The sequence below is a fragment of the Halomonas icarae genome, from assembly GCF_009901955.1.
GTDB classification, from domain to species: Bacteria; Pseudomonadota; Gammaproteobacteria; order Pseudomonadales; family Halomonadaceae; genus Halomonas; species Halomonas icarae.
Genome location: NZ_WUTS01000001.1, coordinates 131,316 through 145,943, shown reverse-complemented (window position 1 = coordinate 145,943; position 14,628 = coordinate 131,316). Strand labels below are relative to the sequence as shown.

Genomic DNA, 14,628 nt, shown 5'->3' with positions numbered 1-14,628 from the left:
GAAGCCAGAGAGGGTGAAGCTAGAGAGGGTGAAGCTAGAGAGGGTGAAGCTAGAGAGGGCGAAATTGAAAAGGGTGACGCTGGAGAGGATGACGCTGGAGAGACGAGATGGCTCCCGGAGCAGGACTCGAACCTGCGACCCAGTGATTAACAGTCACTTGCTCTACCAACTGAGCTATCCGGGAATAACCTGAGGTGACGATGCCGAGCGATTGGCTCCTCGAGCAGGACTCGAACCTGCGACCCAGTGATTAACAGTCACTTGCTCTACCAACTGAGCTATCGAGGAATCGTGTCGCATCGCTGTGTTGCCGTGTTGGCTCCCCGAGCAGGACTCGAACCTGCGACCCAATGATTAACAGTCATTTGCTCTACCAACTGAGCTATCGGGGAACGGCGTCGAACACGGTGCGTAGTATACGGATTCCCCCAGCAAGGTCAAGGACCTCCGCGAGGATTCCTGTGGCAACCCGTTCTAACGCACAGCGCCCGCACGACGAATGTCGGGCGGGCGCTGAAATGTCCTGGTGGCTACGCCCTGATTCGAACAGGGGACCCCATCATTATGAGTGATGTGCTCTAACCAGCTGAGCTACGTAGCCTTTCCACTAGATTGCGCGACCTCGGCCGCGCAATGGAGACGTATTATGCACATGGACTCGCCGTTTGGCAAGTCCAGCGGCGACATTTCAGGACTCGATCTCGAGCGCTTCGCGAACGGCGGCCAGGCCGTCCTCGCCGTCGCGGGTCTCGACACCCTCGAGCCAGGCGTCGAGCACTTCCGGATTGGCCTGCAGATAGTCACGGGCGGCGTCACGGGGGTCCTTGCCCTCCTCCATGATCTCCCCCATCAGCTGGCTCTCCATCTCGAGGGTGAACACGAGATTGTCCAGCAGGGTCGCCACATTGCCACACTCCTCGACGAGACCATCACGAGTGTTGGTATAGATCGTGGCCCCTCCCAGGTCGGGACCGAAGTAATCGTCGGCTCCCTCCAGGTAGGCCATATCGAAGTTGGTGTTCATCGGGTGCGGCTCCCAGCCCAGGAACACCATCCAGTTCTCGTCCGGCACCCGGGCGCCCAACTCGGAGAGCATGCCCGCCTCGCTGGAATCGATAAGTTGCCAGTCACCCAGACCAAAGGCGTCGTCATCGATCATCTGCTGGATCATCTGATTGCCGTCGTTGCCGGCCTCGATGCCATGGATGCTGCTGTCGAACTTGTCGGCATGCTGGTCCAGGTCGGCCAGCGAGGTGACGCCGGCATCGTACACATACTGCGGCACCGCCAGGGTGTACTTGGCGCCTTCGAGGTTAGCACGCAGACGGTCGACGCTACCCTCCTCGACATAGGGGTTGCTGATCGATGCCATGGAGGGCATCCAGTTGCCCAGGAAGATATCGAAGTCACCATTCTTCATGCCCTGATAGGCGATGGGCACGGAAACGGTGTCGATACGGGTCTCATAGTCCAGCGCCTCGAACACCTCGGTGGCCAGAGCGGTGGTAGCGGTAATGTCGGTCCAGCCCACTTCGGCGAAGTGCAGCGTCTCGCAGCTTTCGGATTCCTGAGCAAGCACCGGGGTGGCGCCCATCACCAGCGCGGCGGCACCCAGACCAAGGCTCATATGGCGACTGGAACGGCGGGAAATGCGAGATACGTTCATGAAATTACCTCCGTGAAGGGACTTGAGTATAGTCGGCGTCTGCCAACCCTTTATTGATTGAACGTTCAATAAAAAACTGGCAAGCTGGCACTATCCTAACCGCACATACCGGTGTGGTGGCAAGTCATCCGGACAAGGGAGGGCTCGAGAATGCCCAAGGTCGGAATGGAACCCATCCGCCGCCAGCAGCTGATCAAGGCGACCATGGCGGCCATCGATGAGGTCGGCCTTGCCGACGCCACCGTGGCGCGTATTGCGCGACACGCCGGGGTATCGGCCGGCATCATCAGCCATTACTTCGGTGGCAAGGATGGCCTGCTCGAGGCCACCATGCGACAGATCCTCAGTGACCTGGGCGAGGCCGTGGCCGCCTGCCGGCGCAAGCTGCGCAACGACACCCCCCGAGCCCGACTGGAAGCCATCATCGAGGGCAATTTCGACCGCAGCCAGGTAACCGACCCGGTGGCCAAGACCTGGCTGGCCTTCTGGGCCAGCAGCATGCACAAGCCGCGCCTTGCGCGCCTGCAGCAGGTCAACGACCGACGCCTATACTCGAACCTGTGCGCCCAGTTCCGCCGTCTGATGCCGCTCGACGAGGCGCGTCTGGCATCGCGCACCCTGGCGGCGGTGATCGACGGCCTCTGGCTGCGCGGGGCACTCACACCGGAGGGCCTGGATGCCGAAGGCGCCCGCCGTGCGGCACTCGCCACCCTCGACAGGCTACTTGCCGCTTCCGACTCAGTTGCCGCCTCCAGCTCTGTTGCCGCTTCCGACTCTGCCACCGCCATCGACGCTCGCTGAGGAGAGACTCATGACCGATTCAACTGCCCTGCCCCTCTATATCGACGGGCATACCGCCGATGCCACCTCAGGCGCCAGCTTCGAGGTGCACAACCCCTTCGATGGCAGCCTGCTGGCCCGAGTGCAGCAGGCCGCCAGCGCCGATGTGGATGCCGCCGTGGCCGCCGCCAAACGCGGTCAGCGCGAGTGGGCGGCGATGAGCGGCATGCAGCGAGGCCGCATCCTGCAGCGCGCCGTGGCGCTGTTAAGGGATCGGAATGATGAGCTCGCCGAGCTCGAGACCCGCAATACCGGCAAGCCAATCAGCGAAACCGCGGCGGTGGACATCGTCACCGGTGCCGACGCCCTGGAGTACTACGCCGGCCTGGCCGCCGCCATCGAGGGCACCCAGATCCCGCTGCGCGAGGACTCCTTCGTCTATACCCGCCGCGAGCCGCTGGGGGTGATCGGCGCCATCGGTGCCTGGAACTACCCCATCCAGATCGCCTGCTGGAAGGCCGCACCGGCCCTGGCCGCCGGCAATGCCGTGATCTTCAAGCCCAGCGAGGTGACCCCACTCACCGCCATGAAGCTGGCCGAGATCCTGACCGAGGCCGGGCTGCCCGACGGAGTCTTCAATGTGGTGCACGGCGACGGCCGGGTGGGCGCCATGCTCACCGAGCATCCGGAGATCGCCAAGGTCTCCTTTACCGGCGAGGTGGGCACCGGCAAGAAGGTGATGGCGGCCGCCGGTGGCTCGACCCTCAAGGAGGTGACCATGGAGCTGGGCGGCAAGTCGCCGCTGATCGTGTTCGCCGATGCCGACCTCGACCGCGCCGCCGATGCCGCCATGATGGCCAACTTCTACTCCAGCGGTCAGGTCTGCACCAACGGTACCCGGGTCTTCGTCGAGCGCTCGGTGAAGGCCGACTTCGAGGCGAAGCTCAAGGCACGGGTGGCACGCATCAAGGCCGGCGACCCGCTGGACCCAAGCATCAACTTCGGCCCGCTGGTGAGCTTCGAGCACCAGGCCAAGGTGCTCTCCTATATCGAGCTGGGTCAGCAGGAGGGTGCCACCCTGCTGGCCGGCGGGGAGCGCTGGGACAAGGATGAGCAGGCCGGTGTCGCGTGGTCCAGGGGCGCCTGGGCGGCTCCCACGGTATTCACCGACTGCACCGACGAGATGCGCCTCGTGCGTGAGGAGATCTTCGGCCCGGTGATGGCGCTCCTCACCTTCGATGACGAGGAGGAGGTCATCCGCCGCGCCAACGATACCCACTACGGGCTGGCAGCCGGTCTCTTCACCGAGAGCCTTAACCGTGCCCATCGGGTGATCCATCGCCTGGAGGCGGGCATCTGCTGGATCAACACCTGGGGCGACTCCCCCGCCGAGATGCCGGTGGGCGGCGTCAAGCAGTCCGGCGTGGGCCGCGAGAACGGCCTCGAGACCCTGGCTCACTACACCCAGACCAAGTCGGTACAGGTGGAGATGGGCCCCTTCGAGTCGGTGTTCTAAGGAGACCCCATGACCCAGATCCGCGAATTCGACTACGTCATCATCGGCGCCGGTTCCGCCGGCAATGTGCTGGCCACCCGCCTGACCGAGGACGCCGACGTCTCGGTGCTGCTGCTCGAGGCCGGCGGGCCCGACTATCGCCTCGACTTCCGTACCCAGATGCCGGCGGCCCTGGCCTACCCTCTCCAGGGCACGCTCAACAACTGGGCCTTCGAGACCGACCCCGAGCCCCATATGGACGGCCGGCGCATGGAGTGCGGCCGTGGCAAGGGTCTGGGAGGCTCATCACTGATCAATGGCATGTGCTATATCCGTGGCAACGCCCTGGACTACGACCATTGGGCCAAGACGCCGGGACTCGATGACTGGACCTATGCGGACTGCCTGCCCTACTTCCGCAAGTCCGAGAGTCGCGATATCGGCCCCAATGACTACCATGGCGGCGACGGGCCGGTGAGTGTCACGACTCCGAAAGCGGACAACAACCCGCTCTATCGCACCTTTATCGAGGCGGGCAAGCAGGCCGGCTACCCCGAGACCGACGACGTCAACGGCTACCAGCAGGAGGGCTTCGGCCCCATGGACCGCTTCGTCACGCCCAGGGGGCGACGTGCCTCCACCGCCCGGGGCTATCTTGACCAGGCCAAGGGACGCTCGAACCTGACCATCGAGACCCGCGCCATGACCGACATCATCGAATTCGAGAGCAAGCGTGCGGTCGGCGTGCGCTACCGCAGGCGTGGCCAGGAACAGCGGGTGCGCGCCCGCCGCGAGGTATTGCTGTGTGGCGGCGCCATCGCCTCGCCACAGATCCTGCAGCGCTCGGGCGTCGGCCCCGCCGATGTTCTGGAGGAGTTCGGCATTGCCCCGGTGCATATCAACGACAATGTCGGCGCCCATCTCCAGGATCATCTGGAGATGTATATCCAGTACGAGTGCACTCAGCCAATCTCTCTCTACCCGGCCCTGAAGTGGTGGAACCAGCCGAAGATCGGCGCCGAGTGGCTGTTCCTCGGCCGCGGGGTCGGCGCCAGCAACCAGTTCGAGGCCGCCGGCTTCATCCGCAGCAATGACCAGCAGGCCTGGCCCAACCTGCAGTACCACTTCCTGCCGATTGCCATCAGCTACAACGGCAAGAGTGCGGTACAGGCCCATGGTTTCCAGGCCCATGTGGGCTCCATGCGCTCCAAGAGTCGCGGACGCATCCGCCTGACTTCCAGTGATCCCAAGGCCGCGCCGAGCATCCTGTTCAACTACATGTCGAAGGAGGAGGACTGGCAGGAGTTTCGCGACGCCATTCGCCTGACCCGCGAGATCATCGCTCAGCCCGCCTTCGACGCCTATCGTGGCCGCGAGATCTCACCCGGCCCCGAGGTGCAAAGCGATGCCGAGCTGGATGCCTTCGTGCGCGCCAATGCCGAGACCGCCTACCACCCCTGCGGCAGCTGCCGCATGGGCGATGGCGACTACGCCGTGGTGGACGGCCAGGGCCGGGTGCATGGGGTCGAGGGCCTACGCGTCGTGGATGCCTCGCTCTTCCCGCAGATCCCGACCGGCAACCTCAATGCGCCGACCATCATGCTCGCCGAGAAGATCGCCGATCGCATCCGCGGCCGCGAGCCGTTGCCGCGCAGCGATGCCCCCTACTACGTGGCGGGCGACACCCCAGCACGCGGCGAGCCCCAGCGCCGACTCGACTGAGGATACCGCTGCCGCACCACTGCGCCCCGCCCTGCAACTGCAGCGCGGGGCGTTTTTTTGGATGAACACATTCCCGGATGACCACCACGTTCGAAGCTTGTCCGGCGACGGTCCCTCTCACGCCTCTTCAAGGCCCTGGCCAAGAGTCGTGCCGCTGGCCGGTTGCACACATCTACGCTAATCTGGAAGAATTCAAACGTCTGTTCGATCTTTCATCGCCTACCCTCATCGGAGTCACTCTATGCTCACCCTGATCCTGCTGATCGTGGCCATCGTCGGCCTGCTGGCGGTGATGCGCCGCGAGGCGGGCGCCCTGCCCGCCCTGGCGGTACTCGCCATCACCGGCCTGACCAGCCTGCTCGTCGCCTCCCCCGTGCTCGGCATCCTGCTGCTGCTTGGCGCCGCAGGCGTGGCCGCCGCCGGGCTGCCGGCCCTGCGCGGCAAGTGGTTGACCCCTCGCCTGTTTACCATGTTCAAGAAGGTCTCGCCCAGGGTCTCCGAGACCGAGCGCGTGGCGCTGGAGGCCGGCAGCGTCGCCTGGGACGGCGAGCTCTTCACCGGCAAGCCGAACTGGCAGGCCCTGCTCGACTACACCGACGAGGGGCTGAGCGAGGAGGAGCAGGCCTTCCTCGACAAGCAGTGCTCGGTGGCGGCCGGCATGTGCAATGCCTGGGATATCGCCAAGGAGCGGGCCGACCTGCCCCAGGAGCTGTGGGATCACCTCAAGCAGGAGCGCTACTTCGGGATGATAATTCCCAAGGAGTACGGCGGCCTCGGCTTCTCGGCCAAGGCCCAGTCGTTGGTGCTGCAGAAGCTGTCGATCAACGAGACCCTGATGGTCACCGTTGGCGTGCCCAACTCCCTGGGGCCGGGTGAGCTGCTGCTGAAGTACGGCACCGACGAGCAGAAGAACCACTACCTGCCCCGCCTGGCCGACGGCCGTGAGATACCCTGCTTCGGCCTGACCGGCCCTCGCGCCGGCAGTGATGCGACCTCGCTGCCCGATACCGGCGTGGTCTGCAAGCAGGTGATCGATGGCGAGGAGGTGATCGGCCTGCGCCTCAACTTCGAGAAGCGCTGGATCACCCTGGCACCCATCGCCACCGTGGTGGGCCTGGCCTTCCGCCTCTTCGACCCGGACCATCTGCTTGGCGAGGAAGAGGATCGCGGCATCACCCTGGCACTGATCCCTCGCGATACCGAGGGCATGGAGATCGGCCGCCGGCATCACCCCATCGGCAGCCCCTTCCTGAATGGTCCGATCCGCGGCAAGGATGTCTTCGTGCCCCTGGATACCATCATCGGCGGCGAGGCGATGATCGGCCAGGGCTGGCGCATGCTGGTGGAGTGCCTCTCGGTGGGTCGCTGCATCACCCTGCCCTCCGGCGCCACCGGCACCGCGCGTTACGCCATCGGCTGGAGCGGCGGCTTCGCCCGCATCCGTCGTCAGTTCAACGTGCCAGTGGCCGAGATGGAGGGCGTTCAGGAGCCGCTGGCCCGCATGACGGCACTGGGCTATATCGCCCAGGCCGCGGTCTACCAGACCGCCAACACCATCGATCGTGGCGAGAAGCCGGCGGTCCCCTCGGCGATCCTCAAGAGCCAGCTCACCGAGTTTCAGCGGGTGATCCTCGGCGATGCCATGGATATCCATGGCGGCAAGGCGGTGACCCTGGGCCCGCGCAACTATCTGGGGATCGGCTATAGCGCCAACCCGGTGGCGATCACCGTGGAGGGCGCCAATATCATGACCCGCAACCTGATGATCTTCGGCCAGGGCGCCATCCGCTGCCATCCTTATGTCCTCGAGGAGCTGGCCGCCAAGGATGCCGATGATATCCAGGCCTTCGATCGCGCCTTCTTCGGCCATGCCGGCCTGATCTTCGGCAACGCCGCCCGCGCCTTCACCCAGGGGCTGGGCATCGGCAAGCCGGTGGTGCCCTTCGATGGCGAAGCCGCCCGCTACGCCCAGGAGATCGCCCGACTCTCGGCCGGCTTCGGACTCTGCGCCGATGCCGCCATGGCCAGCCTCGGTGCAACCCTCAAGCTGCGTGAAATGCTCTCCGCACGACTGGGCGATGTGCTCTCCAACCTCTACCTCGCCTCCATGGTGATCAAGCAGTGGCACGAGGGTGACAGGGTCGAGGGCGAGGAGGCCCTGCTTCACTATAGCTGTCAGCTACTGTTGGGCCGTGCCGAGCAGGCCCTGGATGAGCTGTTCGACAACCTGCCCAACCGTGCCCTCGCCGGTGTACTGCGGCGGGTGGTGATGCCACGGGGCAAGCGCTTCAAGCGCCCCCACGATGACCTGGCACGCCGCATCGCCCAGGCGGTTTCCCACGACAGCGCCCTGCGCACGAAACTGCTGGCCAATACCTGGAGCAGCGACGATGGTCCCGAGGCCAACTTCCTGGCCCGCTACAACGCCCTGCTGGCCACCCAGGAGCGCGCCGAGGGGCTCTACCGCACGCTCAACAAGGCCTACGCCAAGGGCGAGCTTGCCGCCGATGCCCTGCATCCGGAGCAGCGGGTCGAGGCCGGCCTGGCCCAGGGGATCATTTCACAGGAGGATGGCGCCTTTATGCGCGAGCGCGAGGCCCGGGTACTGGAGCTGCTGACCGTGGACGACTTCGAATACGACGCCTTCGTGACCGACAAGTCCAAGGTACTGCGCCATAACGCGTCCTGACGTTCATCTACCTCTCCGTCGCATGCCCCGGCCAATGCCGGGGCATTTTCGTTCGGCCTCGGGCAGCGGTCCGTCTCTCCTTGGTTGTTCGCCTACCGCTGCCTGTACCACGCCCCCGGCTTCCTGTTTCCCCCCCACTCCTTGCTTCTCTCGCACCTCGCACCTCGCCCCTCGTTCCTTGCACCCCGTTCCTACAAGGGCCAGACCAGCAGGATCATCGGCACGGTCACGGCCATCACCACCAGCGAAAGCGGCAACCCCAGCCGCCAGTAGTCACTGAAGCGGTAACCACCGGGTCCCATCACCAGAGTATTGGACTGGTGGCCGATGGGGGTCAGGAAGGCACAGGAGGCGCTTACCGCCACCACCATCAGAAAGGGGTCCACCGAGGTATCAAACCCCGACGCCAGGCTCGCGGCGATCGGTGCCATCAACAGCGCCGCGGCGGCATTGTTGACGATATTGGAAAGCACCATGGAGAGAAGGAACAGCACCACCAGCGTGACCACCACCGGCCAGTCGCTGCCCCAGGCGAGCATCGCCTCGGCGATGAGGGTCGCCCCGCCGCTGGTCTCCAGCGCCTCGCCCACCGGGATCATCGCCCCGAGCAGCACGATCACCGGCCCGTCGATGGCCTGATAGCCCTCGCGCAGCGGCAGCACGCCGACCAGCAGTGAGACCAGGGCCGCCGTGGAGAGCGCCACCGCCGCCGGCAGAAGATCAAGCAGCATGGCCAGGATGGCGGCGGCGAAGATGGCGAGGGGTACCAGCAGCATGCGCGGCTGCCCCAGGGTCAGGTTGCGGCTGGCCAGCGGCAGGCAGCCCAGGGTCGACAGGCTCTCGGCCAGCTCGCTCTCATCGCCCTGCAGCAACAGCACATCCCCGGCACGAAAGCGGATCTCGCGCAGACGCTGCCTGAGGCGACCACCATCCCGGGCGACGGCGACCAGATGCAGGCTGAACTGGTTCTGCAGTCGCAGCTGGGCCACCGTGCGGTTGATCATCTTCGAGTCGTTGCGCACGACGGCCTCGACCAGCTGCAACCCTTCGGTATCAACGCCCTTGCTCTCCCTATCTGGTTTTCCGCTGGCCTTCCTGTCCACACTGTTGCGCTTGCTGCGGTCCTCCGAGATAGCAGGGGCATGCTCCGGCGCGGCCTCCCCAGTGCTCTTCCCCTCTTCTTCCTCGCTATCGTGCTCTTCCTCTTCCTCCTGATCCTCTTCGGCCTCCTTGCCCAGACGCAGCCCCGCCTTGTCCTCCAGCAGCTTCATCTCCTCGGGCCCCGCCTCCATCAGCAGGATATCCCCCTCTCTCAACACGCCGAAGAAGGCATGGCCGGCGCGGCGCTTCTCATCGCGCACCACCGCCAGCACCGGCACCGCCTCCTTCAGCTTCTGCTGAAGCTCACGCAGGGTCAGCCCCCTGGCCTGGGAGTCTTCACCGACACGCAGTTCGACCAGATAGTTGGCGGTGTCGAACATGGCCTCCGTGGAGGCCTTGCCCGCGCGCTGGGGCACCAGGCGCCAGCCGACCAGGAGAATGAAGATCAATCCCGCCAGGGCCACCGCCACGCCTACCGGCGAGAAGGAGAACATGCCGAAGCTCTCGCCGGTCACGCCGCCACGGTAGCTGGCGATAATGATATTGGGCGGGGTGCCGATCAGGGTGGTCAGTCCGCCCAGCAGCGACCCGAACGCCAGGGGCATCAGCAACAGCGAGGGGGAAATATCGTGTTCGCGCGCCATGCGCATGGCCACCGGCAGCAGCAGTGCGAGCGCTCCCACGTTGTTCATGACGCCGGAAAGCACCACGACCGTGCCCACCAGCACCAGCAACTGCAGGAAGAGGCGCTCGCCCACCTTGAGGAGCTGCTTGGCAATCAGGTCCACCACGCCAGAGCGTTCTAACCCCCGGCTGAGGACGAGGACAGCGGCAACCGTAATCACCGCCGGATGGCCGAAGCCCTGGAAGGCCTGATCGCCGGGAACCAGACCCAGCATCACCGAGCCCAGCAGCGCGGCCATCGCCACCAGATCATAGCGAAAGCGCCCCCAGACAAACGCTGCCAGGGTCGCGCCGAGGACGAGGAAGATCAGGGTGCTGTCGGCCATCGGTACACCTCCCTGTGAGATCGGATGTCCACAGCATCGCCAGTCAGGCGCCCTGGCGACAAGTGTTTTCTACCGTTCGAGGCCGACCCATCGCCTCTCGCCTGGCTACAAGGGCGGGACGGGCATCGGTCAGTGCCGGCAGGGTCGGGTCCTTGTTATTGGGGAGGTTCACGTCCTCCCGGATGACGGCCGCCCATTACGGCTCGGCAAAGGGCAGCGGCTCACTGCCCCGGCGCACCTGGAAGACGTTTAGGGTCATGGCTACCAGGGCGTAGTAACCGAAGACACCCACCAGCTCCACTACCGCCGGCTCGCCGAAGGCGGCTACAGCCTCGGCGTAGAGTGCCTCATCAACGCGCCGAGTGGTGTAGAGGGTCGTGCCGAGGCGATAAATCAGTGCCTCATCGTCGCGCGCGAAGGCGGGCTCGCGGCCCGCCCGCAGGGCCTCGATCACCGCCTCATCGAGCCCCGCGTCGCGGGCGATGGGCGCGTGGATCTGCCACTCGGCCTGGGACCGCCACCAGGCCGCGGTGACGAGGATCGCGAGCTCGGTGAGCCGCAGCTCCAGGCGAGTGCCGTAGCGGCAGAAGGCGCCGAGGCGCTGGGCGTGGTCGGCCAGCTCCGGGCTGTGGATCCAGGCCAGGAAGGGGCCATCCAGATTGCCGCGCGGGCCGCTCAGGATGGCGTCCAGAACGCGGCGCTGCTCGGGGGCCATGGCGGCCTCGTCCAGGGGAGAGAGGCGGGAGTCGATCGACATCGGGCGGGGCTCCATTACGAGTGGGTGAGGACGCGCGTAAGCGAGGCGTCGAGCTTGTCGACGATCTCGTCCAGGTGGGCGTCGTCGAGGATGAAGGGCGGGGCCAGCAGGATATGGTCGCCCCGGCGGCCGTCCAGGGTGCCGCCCATCGGGTAACACATCAGGCCCTCGTCCATGGCGGCGCGCTTGACCGCGGCGTGCAACTTGCGCTCGGGATCGAAGGGCGTCTTGGTTTCGCGTTCGGCGACCAGCTCGAGGCCGCGGAAGAGCCCCCGGCCGCGGATGTCGCCGACGTGGGGGTGATCGCCGAAGCGCGCCTCGAGGCGCAGCTGCAACTCCTCTCCCAGACTCACGACCCGCTCGAGCAACCCCCGCGCCTCGATGATGCGCTGAACCGCCAGGGCGGCGGCGCAGGCGGTGGCGTGGCCGATGTAGGTGTGGCCGTGCTGGAAGAAGCCCGAGCCCTCGGCGATGGCCGCGCGAATCCGCTCGCTGACCAGGGTAGCGCCGATCGGCTGGTAGCCGGCGCCGAGGCCCTTGGCGATGGTCACCAGGTCTGCCGTCACGCCCTCCTGCTCGGCGGCGAAGAGGGTGCCGGTGCGGCCCATGCCGCACATCACCTCGTCGAGGACCAACAGGATGCCGTGGCGATCGCAGATCTCGCGCACCCGCCTGAAGTAGCCGGGTACCGCCGGCACCGCGCCCAGCGTCGCGCCGACCACCGGCTCGGCGACGAAGGCCATCACGTTCTCCGGACCCAGGCGCTGGATCTCGGCCTCGAGCTCGGCGGCCAGGCGCTCGCCGTAGGCCTCCGGAGTCTCGCCGGGAGCCTGGTCGCGATAGGCGTAGCAGGGGCTGACGTGGCTCACCTCCACCAGCAGCGGCTCGAACTGCTGCCGGCGCCAGGCGTTGCCGCCGGTGGCGAGCGCGCCCAGGGTGTTGCCGTGATAGCTCTGGCGACGGGCAATCAGGTGCTTGCGCTGGGGTTCGCCGCGCTCGATGAAGTACTGGCGGGCAAGCTTCAGGGCCGCTTCCACCGCCTCGGAGCCGCCGGAGACGAAGTATACCGAGGAGAGGTCCGCCGGCGCCCGCTCGACCAGGAAGTCGGCCAACTCCTCCATCGGCTCGGTGGTGAAGAAGGAGCTGTGGGCATAGGCGAGCCGGCCCACCTGGTCACGCACCGCCTCGATCACCTCGGCATCGCTGTGGCCCAGGCAGGAGACCGCGGCGCCGCCGCAGGCGTCCAGGTAGCGCTTGCCCTGGGCGTCGATCAGGTAGGGGCCCTCGCCGCCCACGGCGGTCGGGTAGGCGTGCTTAAGGTGGCGGTGGAAGACGTGGCTCATGCGATCCTCTCGTAGGATATGCAAATTCATGAGCCATTCTGATAAAACGGAAATATATTTGCAAATGGATTCGACTCTATCCTGACGCCGGAAACGACGAAGGCTACAATGCGCGCCTCAATCCATGCAGGCCGATGCCCCCTCATGAGCTCCCCCTCCTCCCCACGACCGGACACCCTCGATGATCTCGAGCAGCTGCTCGCCACCCTCGAACAGGGCGAGGGACCGGTGCAGCTGGGCAAGCGCTCGCGTCGGGTACTCGCGGCGATGGTCACAGCACCCCAGCAGGCCGCGGTCTCATCGATCAGCGAACTGGCCGAACGGCTGGGCGTCAGCCCCTCGACCCTGTCGCGACTGGCCCAGCGGCTGGGGTTCGACGGCTTCGCCGGCCTGCAGGCGGTGTTTCGCCGCCACATCACCGAGGGCAAGAGCTTCTATAGCGATCAGGTCTCGCGCCTGCTGGACAGCGAGGGAGATGACGATGCCCTCGCCCGGCTGGCCCGCCTGGGCCGCCAGGAGAGCGCCAATATCGCCGACACGGTGGCGGGGATCGATGGCGAGGCCTTCACCGAGGCGGCAGGGCTGCTGGTGGAAGCGAAGCGCGTGCGGGTTCACGGCATGCGCCAGTTCGCCTCGCTGGCCTCCTTCCTGGCCTATGGCCTGGGCATGCTGCGCGCCGATGCCGCACCGCTGGACGCCGTTCGCCACGGTGTGGCGGACGCCCTGGCCCAGCTCGAGGCGGGGGACGTGCTGGTGGTGGCAAGCTGCTTTCCCTACACCCCCAGCGTGCTGGCAACGGCGGAGGTAGCGGCGCGCCAGGGCGTGCGCGTCATCGCCCTGACCGACTCTCGGGGCTCACCGCTCGCCCGGGTGGCGCACCACGTCTTTCCGGTGCCCGACCACAGCCTCTTCTTCAGCAACAGCATGTGCGCCTTCATGCTGCTGGCCGAGGGGCTGCTCTGCGAGGTGGCGAACCGACTCGGCGATGCGGGGCTCGCCTCGCTGAAGCGGCGCGAGCAGTTGATCGGCGAGCTCAGCGAGTCGCTGTAGGTGCAGCTCGCGCCTTAGGCAGGAAGCCGTTCAGGGAATCAGGATGGTGGAACCGGTGGTCTGGCGCCCCTGCAGGGCGTCCTGGGCCTTGCCAGCCTCGGCCAGCGGGTAGCGCTGGGCGATATCGACCCTGACCTTGTCGCTCTTGAGCATCTCGAACAGCTCGGCGGCCATCATCTCCAGACGCTCGCGGGTATCGGCGTAGCCGTTGAGACTTGGACGCGTGGTGAAGAGCGACCCCTTCTGGTTGAGGATGCCAAGATTGACGCCCTCCACTGCCCCCGAAGCGTTGCCGAAGCTGACCATCAGCGAGCGCGGCTTGAGGCAGTCCAGCGATGTCTCCCAGGTGTCCTTGCCCACCGAGTCGTAGACCACATCACACATGGCGCCATTGGTGAGTTCGCGCACCCGCTCAACCACGTTCTCCCGGGTGTAGTCGATGGTCGCCCAGGCACCATTCCGCTCGGCAAGCGCCGCCTTCTCCGGCGAGCTCACCGTGCCGATCAGCTTCACCCCCAGCGCCTTCGCCCACTGACAGGCGATGGAGCCCACCCCGCCGGCGGCGGCGTGCCAGAGCACGGTCTCACCGGCCTCGAGGCGGTGGGTCTGACGCATCAGGTACTGCACGGTCAGCCCCTTCAGCATGCTGGCCGCGGCGGTTTCGAAGTCGACGCCCTCGGGCAACACCACCACCTTGTCGGCAGGCAGGGTATGCAGCTCGGCATAGGCGCCCAGGGGGCCCTGAGCGTAGGCGACGCGATCGCCCTCCCGAAGGTGCGTCACGCCCTCGCCCACCGCGTCAACCACCCCGGCCGCCTCGGTGCCGAGGCCGGTGGGTAGCGCGGGTGCCGGATAGAGGCCGGTACGGAAGTAGATGTCGATGAAGTTCAGGCCGACGGCCCGGTTGGCGACCCTTACCTCGCCGGGACCGGGGTCCGCCGGGGCGACGTCGACAAGCTCGAGGACCTCGGAGCCGCCGGTACGAGACAACTGGATACGCTTGGCCATGTCGCTG

General features: G+C 66.1%; 10 protein-coding genes and 4 tRNA genes. 5 read left to right on the top strand and 9 right to left on the bottom strand.

The features are described from left to right. Positions 1 to 108: 108 nt before the first annotated feature. The 5 genes from GRB80_RS00710 to GRB80_RS00690 form a co-directional block, all read right to left on the bottom strand. Positions 109 to 184: transfer RNA gene (locus tag GRB80_RS00710), tRNA-Asn, on the bottom strand. Between the two features lie 28 nt (positions 185 to 212). Then, positions 213 to 288: transfer RNA gene (locus GRB80_RS00705), tRNA-Asn, on the bottom strand. Positions 289 to 316: 28 nt separating this feature from the next. Continuing rightward, positions 317 to 392 (bottom strand) — tRNA-Asn (locus tag GRB80_RS00700). Positions 393 to 524: 132 nt separating this feature from the next. Beyond that, positions 525 to 601: transfer RNA gene (locus GRB80_RS00695), tRNA-Met, on the bottom strand. 87 nt (positions 602 to 688) lie between these two features. Then, positions 689 to 1,594, bottom strand: a complete 906-nt coding sequence (locus GRB80_RS00690) for a choline ABC transporter substrate-binding protein (RefSeq protein ID WP_237562012.1) — start codon at positions 1,592 to 1,594, stop codon at positions 689 to 691. A gap of 222 nt (positions 1,595 to 1,816) precedes the next feature. On the opposite strand from GRB80_RS00690, the gene betI reads away from it, so the two are divergent. From betI to GRB80_RS00670, 4 genes are all read left to right on the top strand, one after another. Next, positions 1,817 to 2,467 (top strand): transcriptional regulator BetI, encoded by a 651-nt coding sequence (gene betI, locus GRB80_RS00685; protein ID WP_161422195.1) that lies wholly within the window; start codon positions 1,817 to 1,819, stop codon positions 2,465 to 2,467. 10 nt (positions 2,468 to 2,477) lie between these two features. Then, positions 2,478 to 3,962, top strand: a complete 1,485-nt coding sequence (gene betB / locus GRB80_RS00680; RefSeq protein ID WP_161422194.1) for a betaine-aldehyde dehydrogenase — start codon at positions 2,478 to 2,480, stop codon at positions 3,960 to 3,962. Positions 3,963 to 3,971: 9 nt separating this feature from the next. Then, complete coding sequence (gene betA / locus GRB80_RS00675; protein WP_161422193.1) at positions 3,972 to 5,663, top strand: choline dehydrogenase; 1,692 nt, start codon at positions 3,972 to 3,974, stop codon at positions 5,661 to 5,663. A gap of 241 nt (positions 5,664 to 5,904) precedes the next feature. Beyond that, a complete protein-coding gene (locus GRB80_RS00670; RefSeq protein WP_132041395.1) occupies positions 5,905 to 8,352 on the top strand; it encodes an acyl-CoA dehydrogenase in 2,448 nt (815 codons plus the stop codon). Between the two features lie 191 nt (positions 8,353 to 8,543). Here GRB80_RS00670 and GRB80_RS00665 read toward each other — a convergent pair whose 3' ends face one another. The 3 genes from GRB80_RS00665 to GRB80_RS00655 form a co-directional block, all read right to left on the bottom strand. Then, the gene (locus tag GRB80_RS00665) at positions 8,544 to 10,463 is read right to left on the bottom strand and encodes an SLC13 family permease (protein ID WP_161422192.1); all 1,920 of its coding nucleotides are present in this window, start codon (positions 10,461 to 10,463) and stop codon (positions 8,544 to 8,546) included. A 196-nt stretch (positions 10,464 to 10,659) separates the two neighbouring features. After that, positions 10,660 to 11,220 (bottom strand): carboxymuconolactone decarboxylase family protein, encoded by a 561-nt coding sequence (locus tag GRB80_RS00660; RefSeq protein ID WP_161422191.1) that lies wholly within the window; start codon positions 11,218 to 11,220, stop codon positions 10,660 to 10,662. 14 nt (positions 11,221 to 11,234) lie between these two features. Continuing rightward, on the bottom strand, positions 11,235 to 12,563 hold the full coding sequence (locus tag GRB80_RS00655; protein ID WP_161422190.1) for an aspartate aminotransferase family protein: 1,329 nt from the start codon (positions 12,561 to 12,563) through the stop codon (positions 11,235 to 11,237). 144 nt (positions 12,564 to 12,707) lie between these two features. Between GRB80_RS00655 and GRB80_RS00650 the strand changes: the two genes are divergently transcribed. Next, a complete protein-coding gene (locus GRB80_RS00650) occupies positions 12,708 to 13,613 on the top strand; it encodes a MurR/RpiR family transcriptional regulator (protein WP_161422189.1) in 906 nt (301 codons plus the stop codon). A gap of 30 nt (positions 13,614 to 13,643) precedes the next feature. Here the strand turns inward: GRB80_RS00650 and GRB80_RS00645 are convergent, their stop codons facing one another. Next, positions 13,644 to 14,621 (bottom strand): NADPH:quinone reductase, encoded by a 978-nt coding sequence (locus GRB80_RS00645; RefSeq protein ID WP_161422188.1) that lies wholly within the window; start codon positions 14,619 to 14,621, stop codon positions 13,644 to 13,646. Between the last annotated feature and the right edge of the window lie 7 nt (positions 14,622 to 14,628).

What these genes read in the sequence shown, in the direction of transcription:
- GRB80_RS00665 (WP_161422192.1), bottom strand. Translation starts at nt 10,463, where the DNA reads ATGGCCGACAGCACCCTGATCTTCCTCGTCCTCGGCGCGACCCTGGCA.
- GRB80_RS00690 (WP_237562012.1), bottom strand. Translation starts at nt 1,594, where the DNA reads ATGGGCGCCACCCCGGTGCTTGCTCAGGAATCCGAAAGCTGCGAGACG.
- betA (WP_161422193.1), top strand. Translation starts at nt 3,972, where the DNA reads ATGACCCAGATCCGCGAATTCGACTACGTCATCATCGGCGCCGGTTCC.
- GRB80_RS00645 (WP_161422188.1), bottom strand. Translation starts at nt 14,621, where the DNA reads ATGGCCAAGCGTATCCAGTTGTCTCGTACCGGCGGCTCCGAGGTCCTC.
- betI (WP_161422195.1), top strand. Translation starts at nt 1,817, where the DNA reads ATGCCCAAGGTCGGAATGGAACCCATCCGCCGCCAGCAGCTGATCAAG.
- GRB80_RS00670 (WP_132041395.1), top strand. Translation starts at nt 5,905, where the DNA reads ATGCTCACCCTGATCCTGCTGATCGTGGCCATCGTCGGCCTGCTGGCG.
- betB (WP_161422194.1), top strand. Translation starts at nt 2,478, where the DNA reads ATGACCGATTCAACTGCCCTGCCCCTCTATATCGACGGGCATACCGCC.
- GRB80_RS00650 (WP_161422189.1), top strand. Translation starts at nt 12,708, where the DNA reads ATGAGCTCCCCCTCCTCCCCACGACCGGACACCCTCGATGATCTCGAG.
- GRB80_RS00655 (WP_161422190.1), bottom strand. Translation starts at nt 12,563, where the DNA reads ATGAGCCACGTCTTCCACCGCCACCTTAAGCACGCCTACCCGACCGCC.
- GRB80_RS00660 (WP_161422191.1), bottom strand. Translation starts at nt 11,220, where the DNA reads ATGTCGATCGACTCCCGCCTCTCTCCCCTGGACGAGGCCGCCATGGCC.